Annotated in this window: 17 protein-coding genes and 1 pseudogene; 15 read left to right on the forward strand and 3 right to left on the reverse strand. The window is 60.4% G+C overall.

All coding sequences use genetic code 11. The annotated features are described in order from the left end of the window. The first annotated feature begins 450 nt into the window (after positions 1-450). Genes QMG56_RS19040 through QMG56_RS19070 form a run of 7 tightly spaced genes read left to right on the forward strand, consistent with a single transcriptional unit; the run spans position 451 to position 7,822 of the window. A complete protein-coding gene (locus QMG56_RS19040) occupies positions 451-1,227 on the forward strand; it encodes an ImuA family protein (RefSeq protein ID WP_281824102.1) in 777 nt (258 codons plus the stop codon). Further along, positions 1,145-2,962 carry a DNA polymerase Y family protein gene (locus tag QMG56_RS19045; protein ID WP_309298587.1) on the forward strand — a complete coding sequence of 606 codons (1,818 nt, stop codon included), beginning with the start codon at positions 1,145-1,147 and terminating at the stop codon, positions 2,960-2,962. Before QMG56_RS19040 ends, QMG56_RS19045 begins: the two co-directional genes overlap by 83 nt. After that, on the forward strand, positions 2,962-6,234 hold the full coding sequence (locus QMG56_RS19050) for an error-prone DNA polymerase (protein WP_281824104.1): 3,273 nt from the start codon (positions 2,962-2,964) through the stop codon (positions 6,232-6,234). Before QMG56_RS19045 ends, QMG56_RS19050 begins: the two co-directional genes overlap by 1 nt. Continuing rightward, positions 6,221-6,493, forward strand: a complete 273-nt coding sequence (locus tag QMG56_RS19055; protein ID WP_281824106.1) for a hypothetical protein — start codon at positions 6,221-6,223, stop codon at positions 6,491-6,493. Before QMG56_RS19050 ends, QMG56_RS19055 begins: the two co-directional genes overlap by 14 nt. Beyond that, positions 6,490-6,921, forward strand: a complete 432-nt coding sequence (locus QMG56_RS19060; protein ID WP_281824108.1) for a nuclease — start codon at positions 6,490-6,492, stop codon at positions 6,919-6,921. Before QMG56_RS19055 ends, QMG56_RS19060 begins: the two co-directional genes overlap by 4 nt. Then, the gene (locus tag QMG56_RS19065) at positions 6,918-7,490 is read left to right on the forward strand and encodes an alpha-ketoglutarate-dependent dioxygenase AlkB (protein ID WP_281824109.1); all 573 of its coding nucleotides are present in this window, start codon (positions 6,918-6,920) and stop codon (positions 7,488-7,490) included. The genes QMG56_RS19060 and QMG56_RS19065 overlap by 4 nt, the downstream gene beginning before the upstream one ends. Beyond that, the gene (locus QMG56_RS19070; RefSeq protein WP_281824111.1) at positions 7,487-7,822 is read left to right on the forward strand and encodes a hypothetical protein; all 336 of its coding nucleotides are present in this window, start codon (positions 7,487-7,489) and stop codon (positions 7,820-7,822) included. The genes QMG56_RS19065 and QMG56_RS19070 overlap by 4 nt, the downstream gene beginning before the upstream one ends. Here the strand turns inward: QMG56_RS19070 and xth are convergent. Further along, positions 7,819-8,616, reverse strand: a complete 798-nt coding sequence (gene xth, locus QMG56_RS19075; RefSeq protein WP_281824113.1) for an exodeoxyribonuclease III — start codon at positions 8,614-8,616, stop codon at positions 7,819-7,821. The genes QMG56_RS19070 and xth overlap by 4 nt on opposite strands. A 155-nt stretch (positions 8,617-8,771) precedes the next feature. On the opposite strand from xth, the gene QMG56_RS19080 reads away from it, so the two are divergent. The 8 genes from QMG56_RS19080 to galU all read left to right on the forward strand — a co-directional run bounded on the left by QMG56_RS19080 (position 8,772) and on the right by galU (position 16,051). Next, the gene (locus QMG56_RS19080; protein WP_281824114.1) at positions 8,772-9,203 is read left to right on the forward strand and encodes a DUF2231 domain-containing protein; all 432 of its coding nucleotides are present in this window, start codon (positions 8,772-8,774) and stop codon (positions 9,201-9,203) included. Then, complete coding sequence (locus QMG56_RS19085) at positions 9,200-10,528, forward strand: sorbosone dehydrogenase family protein (protein ID WP_281824115.1); 1,329 nt, start codon at positions 9,200-9,202, stop codon at positions 10,526-10,528. Before QMG56_RS19080 ends, QMG56_RS19085 begins: the two co-directional genes overlap by 4 nt. Further along, the gene (locus QMG56_RS19090; protein ID WP_281824117.1) at positions 10,525-11,166 is read left to right on the forward strand and encodes a TIGR02281 family clan AA aspartic protease; all 642 of its coding nucleotides are present in this window, start codon (positions 10,525-10,527) and stop codon (positions 11,164-11,166) included. The genes QMG56_RS19085 and QMG56_RS19090 overlap by 4 nt, the downstream gene beginning before the upstream one ends. Positions 11,167-11,926: 760 nt before the next feature. Further along, positions 11,927-12,769, forward strand: coding sequence for a SirB1 family protein (locus QMG56_RS19095; RefSeq protein WP_281824119.1), 843 nt, complete (start codon positions 11,927-11,929; stop codon positions 12,767-12,769). 257 nt (positions 12,770-13,026) lie between these two features. Next, positions 13,027-13,260 (forward strand): hypothetical protein, encoded by a 234-nt coding sequence (locus QMG56_RS19100; protein ID WP_281824121.1) that lies wholly within the window; start codon positions 13,027-13,029, stop codon positions 13,258-13,260. Between the two features lie 323 nt (positions 13,261-13,583). Further along, the gene (locus tag QMG56_RS19105) at positions 13,584-14,048 is read left to right on the forward strand and encodes a MucR family transcriptional regulator (RefSeq protein WP_281824122.1); all 465 of its coding nucleotides are present in this window, start codon (positions 13,584-13,586) and stop codon (positions 14,046-14,048) included. 117 nt (positions 14,049-14,165) lie between these two features. Further along, a complete protein-coding gene (locus tag QMG56_RS19110; protein WP_281824124.1) occupies positions 14,166-14,939 on the forward strand; it encodes a hypothetical protein in 774 nt (257 codons plus the stop codon). 248 nt (positions 14,940-15,187) lie between these two features. Then, complete coding sequence (gene galU / locus QMG56_RS19115) at positions 15,188-16,051, forward strand: UTP--glucose-1-phosphate uridylyltransferase GalU (protein ID WP_281824126.1); 864 nt, start codon at positions 15,188-15,190, stop codon at positions 16,049-16,051. A 7-nt stretch (positions 16,052-16,058) separates the two neighbouring features. Here galU and QMG56_RS23520 read toward each other — a convergent pair whose 3' ends face one another. Further along, positions 16,059-16,571 (reverse strand): MarR family transcriptional regulator, encoded by a 513-nt coding sequence (locus QMG56_RS23520; RefSeq protein ID WP_375713729.1) that lies wholly within the window; start codon positions 16,569-16,571, stop codon positions 16,059-16,061. 1,204 nt (positions 16,572-17,775) lie between these two features. Continuing rightward, positions 17,776-18,536, reverse strand: a pseudogene (locus QMG56_RS19120) (IS3 family transposase); the annotation flags it as partial. Positions 18,537-18,717 lie beyond the last annotated feature (181 nt).

Raw genomic sequence — 18,717 nt, forward strand, 5'->3', positions numbered from 1 at the left:
TGGCACGTTTCATAAGGACCAAAGATCAAGCGGGACCGATACGAATGGTCATCTCGTCGATAGCGACGCAATAATAGACTGGTACAACCGGCCGAGGACACGCTGCTGCGGAGCGCCGGCACCGGCTCGAACCGCGCCTGCCGCTCATTGCCGGTAGATACAAGCGCCGCCATGTCCGTTGCATCCGCTCTTATACTGGGACATGCGTCATTGCAGGACTGCGATCTTCGTGAATTGCCTTTGCCGCGTAAGCGCCGCCTGTGCTGATGGCAAGCTAGCCAGGCCTGCGGCTGTTGGCGTGCTGCTATGTTGATCATATCCTCCCGCGTCTTGCAGAATGACCCGGATAGCGGCGATCCCATGGTCTTGCCCCCCGCTCACCGCAACCGACTTGACGGCAGACCGGACTCATAGGAACATAAAGGGAACATATGAGTCGTATCCCAGCCTATGCCCTCCTCTCTATCCTTGCCCGATCGGCCCTCGGCCGAACAAATTGCGTCGCTACGCGCCGCGCTTTCGAGCGCCAACGAGACGCGCGGGCCAGCCTTGGCGTTCGGCATCGCAGCCGTGGACGATCGGCTTGCCGATCGCGGTCTTGCAAGCGCGGGGCTGCACGAAATCGCGGCGGCGACTGCTAGTCTCAATGACGATGCAGCCGCGACGCTATTTGCAGCTGGCATAGCTGCCAGATTTGCGAGCAAGCGCGGCGATACAGTGCTCTGGGCACTCTCACAGTTCGACCTTTACGCGCCGGGACTGGAGCAGGTCGGGCTTTGCCCCGGTCGCATCCTGTATGCACAGGGCAGCAAGGACACGCAGGTGCTGGCGATGGCCGAAGATGGCCTGCGAGACGGCTCGCTCGCCTGCGTGATCGCTGAGGTAAAGGCGGCGGACATGACCGCTACCCGACGGCTCCAGCTTGCGGCATCGGACGGACGAACACCCATATTGCTCTTTCGCCGCCATCGCACCCGCGAGCGCTGTCCCTTGCGCACAGTGTCGGCAGCGATGACGCGGTGGCGGATCGGCTGTGTCGAGTCTGCGCGATTGCCTTTCCCCGGTCTTGGCCGGTCCCGCTGGTCAGTCGAATTGGCCCGCCAGCGTGCCGGTAATCCCTTTTCTCTCGAACTGGAGGCCTGCGATGAACAGGGTCGCCTCGCTCTTCCTGCCGCAGCTCCCGATCGAGCGGCTGCGCGCGGAAGAGCGGTCGCCCAGGCCGCCTGACGCGCTGCGGCTCATCGCCGCAGCGCTCGCGCCTCCGGTCGACGACAATGCTGGCGCTTGCTCAGTTCCCCGCGGCGGAGGCTGGCGCCCGGGCGCGCGATGGGCGCGGGACAAGGCGATCGTCGCGAAGCCGAATGCGGCGGACATCGACCGGCTCGCGGCACATCAGCGCCCGACAATGCGCGAGATGGGCCGACGCAGCGAAGCTGCCGACCCGCCCTTCCGCACGCTGCGTGGCGATGATGGCGCATCGAGCCCATCGAAGGCACCGGCACCGCTGACGTGGTCAAATCTTTGGGGCACGCCCACGATCCTGATCGCCCGCACTGGACAGAAAGACGTCGTGACCGCCGCCTGCCTTCAGGCTCTGGAGTTAGGCCTGCACCCTGGAATGGCTGCTGCCCACGCTCGCGCGCTGGTTTCCGGCCTAGAGGTCCTGGACGCCGAGCCCGATGCCGATCGTGCCTGGCTTGACCGTCTCGCACTGCATGCTGTCCGCAAATGGACCCCCATGGCTGCCGTTTCGGGACCGGACGGCCTGTGGTTCGACCTTACCGGCACGACGCACCTGTTCGGCGGCGAGGCACGCTTCTGCCGCCGGTTGCTTGGCTTCCTCAAACGTCTGGGATTCAGTGCCCAGATCGCGATCGCTGGCACGCCTGGGGCAGCCCATGCATTGGCGCGCCATGGCGGTGCACCGATCATCCTGCTGCCGCCGGGCCATGAAGCAGAGGCGCTCGGGCCCCTGCCCTTGGCGGCATTGCGGCTCGCGCCGGGTGCGCTGCTGTCGGCAGCGCGGTTCGGGCTCGAAAATATCGGCGATCTCTACTCGATGCCACGCGGGCCGCTGGCGCGTCGGCTGGGCCTTGCGACCGTCGAGCGGCTCGACCAGGCCCGCGGCATGGTCGCCGAGCCAATCATACCGGTCATAGCGTTCGAACACCCCAGGGTGACGCGCCGACTGCTCGAACCGATCGGCACGCCCGAAAGCATCACCCAGGTCATATCCGACCTCGTCGACGATCTCGTGCCAGTGCTGCGCCTGCGCGGGCTGGGCGCACGCAAGATCACTCTGGCGCTCGACCGGGTCGATAGCGCGGTCCAGCATATCGGGGTTGGCGCTTCCCAGGCGACGCGGGACGCAAAGCATCTCAAGCGCATGTTCGCGCTGAAGCTTGCCGAAATCGAGCCAGGCCTGGGTATCGAAGCCATGCACCTCGCGGTGCCGCATAGCGAGCCGCTCGGCGCCAGTGCGGTGGCAGGGTTGCTGGAGGATCGCACACAATCGCCGGACCTCACGCTTCTGGTCGATCAGCTTATCGGCCGGTCCGGGGCGTCTGCACTGTTCCGCCTCGCGAGCCAGGAAAGCGACGTGCCCGAACGCGCTGTCAAGCGGGTCGGGCCACTTACCGAGCCGCAAGGCTGGCCGATATGGAAGCGACCCACACGCCTGCTGCCCCGTCCCGAGATATTGCGCAATGTCATCGCATTGCTGCCTGATCATCCGCCGCGCCGGTTCACATGGCGGCGGCAGGATTATCGCGTAATCGCGGGTGATGGACCGGAACGCATACATGGCGAGTGGTGGCGCCGGCCTGGGGAGCTTTGGGCTGTCCGCGACTATTTCCGGGTCGAGGCCGAGGGCGGCGCGCGATTCTGGGTGTTCCGTCGCGGCGATGGCATCGATGGCCCGACCGGCGATCTGAGCTGGTATATGCACGGGGTCTTCGGCTGATGGGCAACCCTCAAACGCGTTACGTCGAACTCCAGGTCACCAGCCATTTCTCGTTTCTGCGCGGTGCATCGTCGCCCGAGGAATTGTTCGCCGCCGGCGCATTGCTCGGCCATCGCGCGCTGGGCCTGGTGGACCGGGGTTCGGTCGCGGGCGTCGTGCGGGGTTGGGATGGCCAGAAAGCCACCGGCTGCCGGATGATACCGGGCGCCCGTATCGACACGCGCGAGGGTCATGCGCTCCTGGCTTATCCGACCAACCGCGCGACCTGGTCGCAACTGACCCGATTGCTGTCGATCGGCAAAGCGCGCGGCGGCAAGGGCTTGTGCCTTCTTGATCTTGCAGACATAGCCGCCCACGCCGAGGGCATGATCGGCATCCTTCTGCCCGACACGCCCGATGCCGTCACCGCAGCGCAGCTCGATGACATGCGTCGGGTTTTCGGTATGCGGGGCTATGCGGCCCTGTCGTTCCGGCGGCGGCCCGACGATGTCGCCCGACTGCATTTGCTGGACGATATGATCCGCACGTCAGGCCTGCGTGCGGTCGCGACCGGCGATGTGCTCTATCATACGCCCGAACGCCGCCCGTTACAGGATGTCATGAGCGCGATCCGCGAGAAGTGCCAGGTCGAGGAACTGGGCTTTCGGCGCGAGCGGTTCATGGACCGGAACCTCAAGTCACCCCAGGAGATGGAGCGTCGGTTCGCGGCCTTCCCCGATGCGATCCAGGCCAGCGCCGATATCGCTGGCATCTGTCGCTTCGACCTCGGCGAGATCGAGTACCAATATCCCTATGAGCAGGTGATGGAGGGCCGCACGGCGCAGGAGGCGCTTTCCTGCCTCACCGAAAAGGCCGCGTCGGAGCGTTTTCCAGACGGCGTCCCGCAGCGCTATCGCGACCAGATCGACCATGAGCTCAGGCTCATCGCCCGGCTTGGCTATGCGCCCTATTTCCTGACGGTGAACAGCATCGTTGCCGAAAGCCGACGGCGCGGCATCCTGTGCCAGGGGCGCGGGTCCGCTGCGAATAGCTGCGTCTGCTTCCTGCTCGGCATCACTTCGATCGACCCGATCCAGCATGAGCTGCTCTTCGAGCGGTTCGTGTCGGGCGAGCGCAAGGAACCGCCCGACATCGACGTCGACTTCGAGCATGAGCGGCGCGAAGAAATCATCCAGTGGATCTACGAGACTTATGGCCGTCACCGCTCGGCGCTGACGGCCGTCGTCACGCGCTATCGCACCCGGGGCGCGGTGGCTGAGGTCGGCAAGGCGCTAGGACTGCCGCGAGACCTGACAAAGATGTTGACGGGCCTCGTCTGGGGTTGGAGCATGGATGGTATCCCGCAGGAACAGGTCGAAAGCCTCAACCTCAACGCCGACGATCATCGCCTCAAGCTGACGCTGGAGCTGGCACGCCAGTTGATCGGCACACCGCGCCACCTCTCGCAACATCCCGGCGGCTTCGTGCTGACCCACGACCGGCTCGACGATCTCGTGCCGATCGAACCGGCCCGGATGGAGGACCGGCAGATCATCGAGTGGGACAAGGACGATATCGATGCGCTCAAGTTCATGAAGGTGGACATTCTGGGCCTTGGCATGCTCGGCTGCATGAATCGCGCCTTCACTCTCCTCGAGCAAGAAAAGGGCATCACGGTCGGCATGGCCGACCTGCAGGACGACGATCCGGCCGTCTATGCGATGATCCAGAAAGCCGACACGCTTGGCGTGTTCCAGATCGAAAGCCGCGCGCAGATGTCGATGCTCCCGCGCATGAAACCGCGTGAATTCTACGATCTCGTGATCGAGGTGGCGATCGTGCGGCCGGGCCCCATCCAGGGCGACATGGTCCACCCTTATCTGCGACGCCGCGAGGGCAAGGAGAAGCCGGAATATCCCCGCCCCGAACTGCGCGCGGTGCTCGAAAAGACGCTGGGCGTGCCACTTTTCCAGGAACAGGCGATGAAGGTTGCGATCGTCGGCGCCGGGTTCACGCCAGCGGAAGCGGACCAGCTTCGCCGGGCCATGGCAACGTTCAAGCTTACAGGGGGAGTCAGCCATTTCTACGATAAATTGGTGGGAGGCATGATCGAACGCGGCTATCCCAAGGATTTTGCCGAGAGGACGTTCAAGCAGATCGAGGGGTTCGGCTCCTACGGTTTTCCCGAGAGCCACGCAGCGTCGTTCGCCAAGATCGCTTATGCGTCCTGCTGGATGAAGCATCATCACCCCGACGTCTTTTGCGCTGCTTTGCTCAACGCGCAGCCCATGGGCTTCTATGCGCCAGCGCAGATCGTTGCCGATGCCCGCAAGCATGGCGTCGAAGTGCGGCCTGTCTGCGTCAACCACAGCCATTGGGACTGCACGCTTGAACCGACCGACGGGCGATACATGGCCGTGCGCCTTGGCCTTGGGCAGATTCTCGGGCTTGCCAACGGCCATGGCGCGGCGATCGTCGGCGCCCGTGGCCCAGCCCCTTATGACAATGTCGAGGACGTCTGGCGCCGCGCTGGCACGCCGCGCGCCGCGATCGAAAAGCTGGCGGAGGCCGACGCCTTCCACTGCTTCGCCGAGAATCGCCGCCAGGGACTGTGGAAGGTGAAGGGCCTCGGCGAGGCACCGCTGCCACTTTTTGCTGCCGCCGATGCACGGGAGGGCGGTTTCTTGCCCGAGGGCATGGAGCCGACAGTCTCGCTCAGGGCGATGACCCAGGGTCGCGAAGTGGTCGAGGACTATCGATCGATCGGCCTTTCGCTGCGCGGGCATCCGCTCCAGTTCCTTAGGGCCGAACTGGACGCCATGCGCATGGTCACATGCGCCGATCTCGCCTTGATCCGCGACGGCCGCAATGTCGAGGTCGCTGGCGTCATTCTCGTGCGCCAGCGCCCCGGTTCGGCCAAGGGCGTGCTGTTCGTGACGATCGAGGACGAGACCGGTGTCGCACAAGGAATTCTGTGGCCAGATCGCTTCGAAATCTATCGCCGTCAGGTCATGTCCGCTTCGATGATCGCAATGCGTGGGCGGCTTCAGAAGGAAGGCGAAGTCATCCATGTCATCTGCGATCGCATCACCGACCACGATCCAATGCTGCGGTCGATCGCCGGACGAGATTTCAAGGTGATGCCAGGGCATGGCGATGGCGCGACCAGCGGCGGCGGTCCCGACCCGCGCGACCCCACATTCCCCAAGGCCCGCACAGGCGCGTCGCCGCCATTCGGCAACATCCAGGAGCAGGAAGAGATTCTCCGCATCCGCAGCCATGACTTCCATTAATACCGACCCACGCACGGCGGGCACGATCAGCCGCGCCCTCAACGTCCTTCGCGAAGCGACCGCAGCACGGGGACAGACGCAGTCGCGCGGTGTCGCCCTGGCGCTCTGGAACCTGCGGCCTTGGGTCGCCGACGACTGGCTGGTCTCCTTCTGGGAAGCGGCCGGATCGGATCACGACATCGGTCGAAGCCAGGGACTTCACGCCGCCTATAACGGCATCGTCCGGCAGGTCCGCAGCAGGGGCGCTACTGTGAAATGAGAAGACACGCTTCCTATATCCCCAGCACCATGAACGGCACTATCGCCATCATCGCCATCATCGCCACCTGTGCCGCAGGCGCCCGGGCCTCACCGGCACTTGCCGATCCGTGTGAAGCTGTGCTGCCGTTTATGGGCTGCGCTTTCTCTGGTCCGGTGGGCTATGTCGGGGATAGCGACGGCCTGTGCGTCAGCCCCGCTGGTCGGCCGGCACGCTGGATCGAAGTCCGGCTCGCTGGCTTCTATGCACGGGCACTGCACGCACCCGGCGGGATCGACGCCAAGAGCCGCCTCGAACGGATCGTGATGGGCAAGACGCTGACCTGCCGCGCCAGCAGGGGTGACTACGATCCTGTCGTGGCACGCTGCACGCTGCTGCGGGCCGCGAGCGGTACCCAGGGCCGCCAAGGAAAACCAGGGGGAACATGATGCTCGATCTCTTCGCAACGCCTGTCGTGCCCGGGCTGTCGACGCACGACGCCTTTCTCTCGGCGGCCGAGGAAGCGGCGCTCATCGCCCACATTGAAGAGACCAGCCTCAGCCCTTTCCGTTTCCAGCGATGGACCGGCAAGCGGCTTACCCGTTCCTATGGCTGGCGCTATGATTTCGAGACCGGCCTGTTCGCGCCCACTGAGCCGATGCCGGAATGGCTCGACGATGTCCGAGCGCGCGCGGCACAGGTCGCAGACTTATGCCCGGCGGACCTCGTCCAGGCCCTGCTGATCCGATACGATCCGGGCGCCGGGATCGGATGGCACAAGGATCGCCCGGTCTTTGCGCATGTCGTCGGCATATCGCTGGGACACGAAGCAACCCTGCGGCTGCGACGCCGGACCGCCAATGGGTTTGAACGCGCGAAAGCCGCGCTTCCACCCCGCTCGGTTTATCAGCTGTCCGGGGAAGTGCGGCATCATTGGGAGCATAGCATTGCCCCCATCGAACAGCCGCGATGGTCGATCACCTTTCGCAGCCTTTCCGACCGGAACCGTAGACAGTGAGCGGGCAGGACTATCCCAAGACCCCCGACGGTCGTTATTTCGTCGTGCGGGGGCGGCTGTGGCGGACGAGCAATCCCGCGCTCGAGCCTATGCTTCGCGAACGCCTGGTTGGCGCGCTTATGGACGCCCGCCGTGCCGTTGGCGTTGCAAAGCGAACGAATGATCGCGTGGCGGAAAAGGCGGCCCATGACGCGGTCGATCGCGCCAAGGTCGCACTTGGCGAACGCGGTCCGGTCTGGTGGGACGACGGCGCACCTGACTTCAACCGTCATCTCGCCCGCACCGGCCCCTATGCAGACTGGTATGCGAAGGTCGCCAAAGAAGACGATTAGCTCTTACCACGACGTTTGGCCTTGGCGGCCAATTCAACCCATAGCGGCGCATGGTCGCTGGTCTTTTCCCAGCCACGCGGGCGACGGTCGACGTCGGCTGCGGCAAGCCGCGCGGCGGCTGGTGGATTGAGCAGGATGTGATCGATCCGCAGCCCGGCGTCCCGTTCGAAGGACTGACGCCAATATTTCCAGAAGGTGTAGATCCGTTCGTCAGGATGGAGATGGCGCAAGGCGTCGGTCCATCCCTGTGCGATCAGGCCCGCATAAGCCTGCCGCACCTCGGGCGCGAACAGCGCATCCTCGCGCCAGCGCTCGGGCGCGTAGACATCCAGGTCGGTCGGCATGACGTTGAAGTCGCCGGCGACGACGACGGGCGCATCCAGTGCGTAGAGGCCTACCAGATGATCATGCAAGCGCTCGAACCAGCGCAACTTGTAGTCGAACTTGGGGCCTGGCCGGGGATTGCCATTGGGAAGGTAGAGGCCTGCGATAAGGACGCCGTTGACCGCCGCCTCGATGTAACGGCTCTGGTTGTCGTCCGCATCGCCGGGGAGGCCGCGGCGGGTTTCGTGGATGTCCCCGACCCGGCTGAGGATCGCCACGCCATTCCAGCGCGGCTGTCCTTGCCAGATTACATCATAGCCAAGATCGCGGATGGCGGCCTCGGGGAACCCAGCATCGGGCGCTTTCAGTTCTTGCAGGCAAACCACGTCCGGCTCGGCCAGTTCAAGCCAGCGCAGCAGCACGGCAAGGTGGCTATTGATGCCGTTCACATTGTAGGTCGCGATTTTCACGCAGACAGAAGTGCCTTCGGCACGAAGTCGTTCCCCTTATGCTCAATAGAGGATCGTTGACCAAGTACCTGTCTGCGGCAAAGTCAGGCAACCAAAGGGCGTTCCCGGGCATTGTGAATTCCGACACTCCTATCCTGCCTTTTTAGGAAAAACCCTTGTCTCATCGCCCGCTTGCCCCCCGGCCGTTCCTGCATCCCTTGCACGCCCTTCTGCTGGCCTTTCCGGTCACCTTCTTTGTTGCTGCCCTCCTTAGCGACATTGCCTATCTGAAGTCTGCAGAGATGCAGTGGTCAAATTTTGCGTCCTGGCATCTTGTCGGCGCGCTTGTTTTTGGAGGGTTCACTCTGGTTTGGGCGCTGACCCTTGCCATAGCACGACGCCGCACTCCAATCGGACGCCGCGCACGTTTTTACGCTGCCATGCTGGGCGGCATGTGGCTAGCGGGCCTTGTAAACGCCTTTCAGCATAGCCGTGACGCCTGGAGCTCGGTTGGCACGCTCGGCCTTGTCCTTTCGATCGCCAGCGCCTGTCTTGCGCTCGCCGCGGGATGGATCGCCCATGCGCCGCTGCAGGAGATCGCACGATGACCGTTCACGCACGTACGCGCCGCTTTCTGGCGCTGACTATGGCACTCACCCTCACCTCCTGCGGCAGAAGCACGGCCGGTCTCGACCAGACCGGTTCGCGACCCGACCTTCCGGACACCCGCGAAACATTGATCCCCCCCATGAAGATAGCGACGCCGGAAGGCTGGAACGGCAGCGCCCCGACCGCTCCGCCTGGGTTTAGGGTCACGGCGCTTGCAACCGGCCTCAAGGTGCCCCGCCAGATACTGGTTCTTCCCAATGGTGACGTTCTCGTCGCCGAAGGTTCGGGCGGATCGGCGCCCTTATTGCGGCCCAAGGATGTGATCGCCGGCTATATCAAAAGCCTGGGCAAAACGTCGGTCAAGGGAGGCAATCGCATCACCTTGCTGCGCGACGCCGATGGCGACGGCAAGGCGGAAGTCCAATCGACGTTCATCACCGGATTGAACGCACCTTATGGTCTCGCCTTCACAAAGGGCAGCCTGTACGTTGCCAATCAGGATGCTGTGATCCGTTTTGCCTATCGGGACGGCACGACACGGATCACTGTGCCAGGCGAAGAGGTAATCAAGTTACCTTCCCGCATTAACCATCACTGGACCAAGGCGATGACGCTAAGCCCCGATGGGAACACGCTCTACGTTGGTATTGGCTCGAACAGCAATATCGGCGAGCGCGGCCTCGCTGTTGAAGAAGACCGTGCCCGGATCTGGGAAATCGACCGCATAACCGGGACACAGCGCACCTATGCGACGGGCATCCGCAATCCCACGGCGCTGGCCATCAATCCGCAGACGCAACAGCTCTGGACGGTCGCCAACGAACGTGACGAGCTGGGTCCGCAACTGGTGCCCGACTATCTGACCTCTGTGCGGCAGGGCGCGTTCTATGGTTGGCCCTATAGCTATTGGGGAGGTAATGCCGATCCGCGTGTCCATCCGCAGGATCCGGCCATGGTCCGCAAAGCCATCCCGCCCGATTATGCATTAGGCTCGCATGTTGCGGCGCTGGGCCTTAGCTTTACGACCGGCGGCGGGCTCGGCCCCGCTTTTGCGCAGGGCGCCTTTGTGGGCGAACATGGCAGCTGGAACCGTCAGGATCTTTCAGGATACAAGGTTGTGTGGATCCCCTTCGTCAATGGGCGGCCCTCGGGAAAGCCAGTCGATTTCCTGACGGGCTTTCTGAAGGACGGGCATGCGCGCGGGCGCCCGGTCGGTGTTGCCTTTGACCCGGTGCATGGCGCGCTGCTGGTTGCCGACGATCTGTCGAACACCATTTGGCAGATCACGCCCTCCCGTCCACGGCGGACCTCGCCGCGCCAATGAGCCTGTCGCCGCGGTTCAGAGTCCCAAGCGATATCAGCATCACTCCAGAATGGCTGCAGATTGGTGGCTATGCGCTGGGGGCTGCGCTCGTGCTCCTCCTGTTATTTCGCATACCTTTCGTCGGTCGGCTGCTGCGCGCGCTCTTTTCGGTAGCTATGCTCGCCCTGGGCCTGCTCCTGCTGGTACGACAGGCGCCTTACGATCCTACGCTGGTCCGCCTTACCCAGCAACTGGGCCTCGACGACCAGCAGATCGTCGGCAACGCGGTCCGCATCGCGATGCGGTCCGACGGACATTTCTGGGCGCGTGTACATATTAACGGGGTTGAGCGGCCGATGTTGATCGACAGCGGTGCGACGATCACGGCGCTGTCACCAGAAACAGCGCGTCTGGCCGGCGTAGAGGCAGGTGTCGGCCTTTTGCCCGTCCTGCTGCGGACGGCAAACGGCACAGTGCGCGCACAGACCGGATCGGTCGATCGGCTGACTGTCGGTCCCATCGATGCGCGCAACCTCAAGGTCGTGATTTCACCCGCGCTCGGGTCCATGGACATCATAGGCATGAATTTTCTCTCGCAGCTCTCAAGCTGGCGCGTCGAGGGCCGGACGCTGATCCTGACACCCCATCGCACGTCCTAACGGCACCTGATGGTCTCAGGTCAACCCAATCAGATTTTCTGAACGCGCAGAAGAGAACAGGGATTGGGGAGGTCGCAAGTGCCCGAAAGACAGCGGCAATCTTCAGCGTTGCGCCGACGCCCCTGCTATGAGGACAAGGTGCCTTGGACCGATCGCAAGGATCGATTTTCTCGTCACAAGTCGGCGGCGCTACTTGCGGCCCAACCCCAACCCTTTGTCCACGCAAAAAATTAGCCAAAGCGCAGAACATGCAGCGGCGCTGCGGGCAGACCTTTGATCTGGAATCTCGGGCCCGATCACACCATATCGGTCCTGGAGCGGAGACAGATTTGGCAAGTTACTGCAAGACCAGCAAACCGATTTCGCGCCGCATTTCCCATTGGTATAGCCTATTGCGGCCAATGGCTGGCGCGCTGGTCACCAACTCGGACACATGTAACCGGTTCAGCAACGCTCTGGACCGCCGCATCGCAGCCTGTGAGGATGGAGACAGGTCCAGCTGTGACGCGTCGCGCTTCACCGTTTCGATCAAGCCTGCCAGCGAGCCGCTGCGCTACCGCATAGTCGGGATGGTTTGCACGAACGTCGCCCTGGGCCTTGGGGACAACGTTTTGCGCCATGTGTCTCAATCGCGCCAATCCTCCCTAAGGGCAATGTCGTCCTGTATCACGCGCAGCGTCCCACGCTGCACCCGCTACGACGATAACAAAGGGCATTCATATCGGTCTCGTCGCGCTTGCAGCATGGCCGGAGCCTGAGTGTGCGGACTGTGACCACCAATGCCTCCATCCTCTATCTTGGGCTTCTCGAAGACGGGGATATCGAGCTCGACAGCGCTGCTCTTGCGCTCAGTGCACTGGACCATGAAGGCGTGGATCTTGCCCCTTATTTGGATCAGCTTCGAACCATCACCCACGCCCTGGATATTGCGCGCCGGGCCCAAGGTGACGCGGTTCCCGCCACCGGCGCAGGGCAAGGCGCTGTTCTGGCTGCGGTTATAGGGGGCAAGCTTGGCTTTGCAGGCGACAGCGAGAGCTATGATGCGCCGCTCAATGCGGACATGATCCGTGTGCTCGATCGCAAGCGCGGTCTTCCGGTCAGTCTGGCGATCCTCTACGTCGCGGCTGCGCGACGGCTTGGCTGGAAAGCCGATGCTCTCAATACGCCAAGCCATGTCCTGGTGGCCATCGGCCCTACGGCGTCTCGGGCGTTTATAGACCCTTTTCATGGCGGTGCGCCGGTGTCACCCGCACGGCTCACGGCCCTGTTTGAACGGGCGACGGGACCGGGCGAATGGGCCGCGCAGAACAAGGCGGAGCCCATGTCCAATAGAATGACCCTCGTGCGCCTCCTGCGCAACCAGGCCATCCGCGCCGAGCAGGAGAAGGATATCGACCGCGCCTGCACAGTCTACCAGCGGATGACCATCGTCGCTCCCGATCATGGACATGGCTGGTGGCACCTGGCGCGACTGCAACTGATTATGGGCCGTATTGAGGAAGCACGCACGAGCCTGAGCGCAATGCTGGAGGTCACCCGCGATCCCCAGTGGCGCGGCCATATTACGCAGACCTTGATAAGGCTGAGCGCCAGCGAAGGCTAAGATCAGGCACGCAGGCAATTGTGGCGATGCGCGCTACCCCAAGCCGCTCCCTTCGGGCACGGCGCCCTCGTCGATCAGGTCACGCACCTTTTTCATCAAGTCATCCAGCACAAATGGTTTGGCGATCACGTACATGTCTTGCCCCAGCGAAGCATGTCCCCCCAGCACACTGAAACTCAGACTGTCATGATCGACGCCATCTGCCTTAAGGCCAACCGTATTGCTTCGGGCCTTGGTGTCAAATAAGGCAATCTGGGGTGCTAATCGGCCAAACCAAGGCCGGTACGAACACCAAGCTTTATCCTCTCACCGATGCCAACAGCCGCTCCTTTAGCTTCTTCATCACGGTCGGCCAAATCAGCGACTACACCGACGTAGCGGCGATACCCGAAGATCCGCCAAAGGCGCGGTGGATGCTTGATGATCGGGGTTATGATGCCAATTGGTTAGGGACAAGAATGAGTAAAGAGGCGTACAAAGCCGCATTGTGAGGAGAAAATCCCGTTCCGTGCGCGTTCAATAGGACAGGCCTCGATATAAGCAGCTCGACCGCACCAAGATGATGTTCAGGCGCCTCCAGGATTTTGGCAGGGTGGCGACGGCATATGCCGCTGCCTTACCGCCTACGTATTGGTGTTCACTCCAGCCGCAACTCATGTCTTCTGGCTATGATCCTTGAGCCTTGACCTCCGCGACGGAGCATCAAAAAAAAGGCTATAAAGCAAAAATTTGGATATTTCATTTCTGAGGGCAAAATTTATCAGAAATACCTGCTAAGTTGAACGAATATCGCAAAAGCCTAATGGGATACAACATGTCCGTCGATCCAATAATTCTTGCTCTCACTGCCGATATCGTTAAGGCGCAAATAAGCAAAAACACTGTGTCCAGCAACGGCATTTGCGCGCTGATAACTGATGTTTACGCGACATTTTCTTCTCTTGGACAGGCACCGCAAAGTACGGCAGGCCGCATGCAACCAGCGGTCTCGGTTCGTGCCTCCGTCACTGATGATTATTTGATATGCCTTGAAGATGGCAAGAAATTCAAAATGCTCAAGCGCCACTTAATGGCACATTATCAAATGACCCCCGACGAATATCGCGCCAAATGGGGTCTGCCCGAAGATTATCCAATGATAGCGCCCAACTATGCACAAAAGCGAAGCAAATTAGCATCGCAATTGGGCCTGGGGCATAAATCACGAGAGGGTAAATCCATCGAAAAGCTCCAACATGGGGCCAAGCCCGTTTTGAGGGAACAAGAATTTCCAGATTGACCTTCACCCAGCCTTTTAGGCTTACGGATATTTGGTGCACTGTTCTGGATAAAGTTGTGTGATTTCTCTTTAGGCATTGCTATGCCGCAAGGAATATTTACATCGCGAGGGGCGTTTATGAGCCGTGAACATGGTACTTTAGGGCCATTGGATGAGCGGGAAATAACTGATCCTGTTCAACGTGAAGCTGTACAGTTTATTCGCAAAATCGCAAATGAGACGGGCCTTTCGGCAACGCAGATCGCCCGCACCAGCGGGCTATCTCCATCGACGCTGACCCGGATGTATCCAGTACCGTCCGTCAGCTACACCCTAACAAGCCGCAGTCTTAGCAAAATCAAAAGAGCGTTCCCGATGTTCGATGAGAAACACACGGCGGCAGCGCCCCCCAAGTCGTCCGCAACGGAACCACAGGCCCGACCAATCTTGCGAGAGATTCCCGTTTACGCGTTTAAAGAAGAAGTCGACGTATCGGCCGCATCTCAAGTTACCGACTATCCGCAGGTTTCCGAAGCGATTGCCCAGATTGAAGGCTGGAGGGGACTTAATACCGAGCCAATCAGTCAAACCGGCTGGTTACAAGACGAGCACAACCAAGAACGTTTTTTTGGAGTCTTCGTTGCTGGAGATGGCATGTATCCTCGCCTTTGCCCCGGGGAAATCGCTATCGTTGATACCGTCCGGCCTGCAGGAGCGAATTGCGATGCCTTGATCACGTTAGGTTTAGGCGAGAATGAAGAAATAATGTTTTTCGCTTATATCGTTGAACGCCGCGGCAGCCATGTCACCATCCGCTTTCACGCGAACGACGAAGGACGATCGACGCAGCTTCCGCGCCATTTGATTAGTCAGATGCTTCCTGTAATGGGAATAGTGATCTCTGGTCGCTAGACTGTTGAGCTGGCATCTACACGGACATGCGGAGAAAGGTCACCCAACTCGCGTATTTCTGAAGCGTAGGGCGGTGACATTCCATGTTCATGCTTGCCACATAATCGTAAATCGTAAACCGTAAGATGGTTTGCATGTGATGGTGAGTGAGGCAGATGTGACCAGTGCCCTTTTTCGGCTAAGGATTATCACCGAAAAGCATCAATTTAACATTCCGCTTACCAGGTTGTGTGAAAGGCTAGACGAATATGCGTGTGAGAAAAGCTGTTTTCCCGGTCGCCGGTCTCGGCACCCGCTTCCTGCCCGCTACCAAGGCAGTGCCCAAGGAATTGCTGGCGGTTGTCGACCGCCCCCTCATCCAATATGCCGTCGACGAAGCCATCGAAGCAGGCATCGAGCAGATGATCTTTGTCACCGGTCGCGGCAAGAATGCGATCGAGGACCATTTCGACATGGCGTTCGAACTCGAATCGACGCAGCGCGAGCGCGGCAAGGATATGTCCGCACTTGAAGGCACGCGCCTAGCCCCCGGTAACGCGGCCTTCATCCGTCAACAGGAGCCTTTGGGCCTTGGCCACGCTATCTGGTGCGCGCGCGACATCGTGGGCGACGAACCTTTCGCCATCATCCTGCCCGACGAATTCATGCACGGCAAACCCGGCTGCCTCAAGCAGATGGTGGACGCCTATGATCAGGTCGGCGGCAACCTCATCTGCGCGCTCGAAGTGCCGATGGAACAGACGCCCAGCTATGGCGTGCTCGATCCGTCGGGCACCAATGGCGACCTGACCGTGGTCAAGGGTCTGGTGGAAAAGCCCGCCGCCGGCACCGCGCCGTCCAACCTCATCATCGCGGGCCGCTACATATTGCAGCCTGAAGTCATGAAGCTGCTCGAAACGCAGGGCAAGGGCGCGGGCGGCGAAATCCAGCTCACCGATTCGATGGCAAGGCTGATCGACACGCAGCCGTTCCACGGCATGACGTTCAAGGGCGACCGCTACGATTGCGGGTCGAAGGCCGGTTTCATCGAAGCCAACTTCGCGCTCGCGCTGGAACGCGAAGACATCGGCGCGCATATCCGGGCCTTCGCCACGGAACTGCTGTCCCGGTGAGATACAGCTATTGAGAGCCGGACGAGTGTATATACCAATTTTGAAAGCTTGCCACGCCCTTGTCAGAGAGCCTTAGGAAGACGCGACGACCGTCCGTGGCATCATCGCTTTTTTCGATTATCCCAATCTCCGTGAGATGCCCGACCCAGCGCAACGATGTAGTATAGGGAACGCTGGTTAACTTGCAAAGCTTCGTAATTGTGACCTTAGACCGCGCCAGTCTGGCTTCCATCAAACACATTATTATCTCCCAAGCGGGATCAGCAAAAAGATCACTCGGAAAATATTTATCTCGAAGTTGCCGTGCCTGGATTAATTGGCGCACGTTCAATAGGCTCAGCCGCGTCGACACTTCTGACGGGGACGTCTTCCTATTCCCGGAACGAGGTTTACCGCGGCAGCTTTTATCATCGAGCTCGGCACCGGATCTGAAAGAGAGCTCGTCGACTGCGCGACTTATTTGCTCGATCTGGGATGACAGGCTCTGAAAAAGGTCAGAAAAATGGGAGATGTCTGTCATGGAAGCCCAATGCTGTGATTAAAATAATGGCCCTAGAAAATGCCAGCCTGCTATTTCGTTGTACCCAGTTTGCTTGCGCATTAGACCACCCTGTTGCGCTGCTACTTTCTCCCAAGAGCATGACGTGCGATATCCGTTTAGAGCCATATCACGCTCCTATGTCGATAAAGACCTCGAAGTTTGCAATAGGCATAATCGGCGCACCCACTCCATATCCGTACCACGCAAGATCCTCAAGATGAGGAATGCTTCCTTCATCATATCTGAATAATCTAACTTCAAGTATTCTGGCATGTGCAGCTTTTGACGGAAATCATTTTTCCACTGGGCACACCCATATGACGACATTTTAAGGTCCGAACTACCCCAGCATCAAGACCGACGGGTCCTATGCGCTATGCAGATTTGAAAAACTAGGATAGTGTACGAATGTACGTAGAGGATCGTCCAGTGAGAAGCCTTGCACGTATCCATCCACCAATGGAGCGCCCTGTGAAATCGAACGATAGCCATTCCCACAGATTGCTAGAACACGGCATGCTTGCGCTCAAAATGCCGCTATTTCTGGCGGTGTTAACTGTGGCGGGTACCGTATATTTAGGCGATGAAGTATGGCGGAAAATTCGTCGAGACACTCGAAAATTTATCAGAAGTTGAACCAAGGCGCGGTGATCAACACCTCTTGGATCGCCTGGCTTAAGAAATGAAATCTCATTTGGTGTCTCTAGGAAATTAGACGCCGCTATATGGACAAAGCTCCCGAAGGCGAAAGCCCCGTGGTCGAACGGTCCAGAAGCCATATCTGCCGCACAATCGAACATATACCTTAATTTGATGCCTCGGCCATCCGGCTTCCCGCTGCGCTCGCCTATGTGCAGCTATGAGACGGGAGGCACATGCTCGTGTCGCTTACGTCGTCATGCCGCCTCATTCAACAGTGGTATTCGCCCTGTCCGATCTTGCCAGCTAATCAGGACCTCTCTGAGCAACTCTTCGGCAACCTTTAATAGTCTCGAACGTATCTGTGTCTGGCGGTAGGATTTAGCGAATCTACACCCTGTCGTAAGATCGGCGGCGACCAGACTTTGTACACCTGATCGTCGCTGGTCGCCCTACCCCCCTCCATTTTTGGTTTACAAGTCTGGCGAAGGACAATCCGCGTCGATTTGGTCGACAACGGTGACAGACCGTGCGCGCATCATAAGTTGACGATCATCCCCGGCTTGCCCCGCTGATTGATCGGCTCTGCCAATGCGCGCACGACACGGCGGCCTGAGATCGAGATGTCCAGCAACCGCTGCCAGGCACGCCCGTCTTACGCCATCGACCACGTTGAGCACCAGGAACCGCCTACCTGAAGCCATCTGGTTATGCACGAAGTGGAGGCGCCAACGCTGGTTCGGCAAGGCAATAATTGGCGCCAGCGCTCTGGTCCCCACGGCCCACCTGCGGCTGCGCTACCGCCTGCCTGACGAGCCATGCTCACGATAAATGCGCGTGGTCTTCTTGCGGTTGATCATCACACCGTCCCGACGCTGCAGGATATGCAGATGACGATAGTCGAACCGGCCGCGCCGGTTGGCTAACTCGCCAGCTTTTCGCGAAGTTCGGCATCATCGCCCCGCGCGGAACGGTAACGCATGCTCCTGCGATCGGCACCTATGATACGGCACTCGCTCATCTCGTGGCAGGCCTGGAGGTGAGCCAAAGCTTCCTCCATAGCGGCGGGCGTAAGAAGTTTTTTGTTAGCAGGTTCTTAGGGGCCGCGTTGACCAGCATCGTGTCGGCCAACAGCCACTTGCACTTTGCGTTCTCGCGCTCAAGCTCCTCAGCAGTCGGGCTCTGGCACCTCCAGCACGCCATAGTTCGACTTCCAGTTGCAGGTCATCGCTTCCGACACCCCGTGTCGTCAAACCTGGTCGCGGTCTTCGCCCCCGCCTCAGCCTCCTTCAGCACGCCAATAATCTGCTCTTGTGAATACTAGGTTCACTTGACCGTCCGTCCGTCCGAATGCTCTGCCACCTGAGAATTGGACCATTTGCGGATAGAGTTTTCCGCCGTAGGTTTCCTTGGCTGGGCAAGGAGGTTTGGTGTGAAGGCATCGAAGTTCACGGACGCGCAGAAGGCGTTCGTCATCAAGCAGGGC

This window comes from Sphingobium sp. BS19 (assembly GCF_027925545.1).
GTDB lineage: Bacteria > Pseudomonadota > Alphaproteobacteria > Sphingomonadales > Sphingomonadaceae > Sphingobium.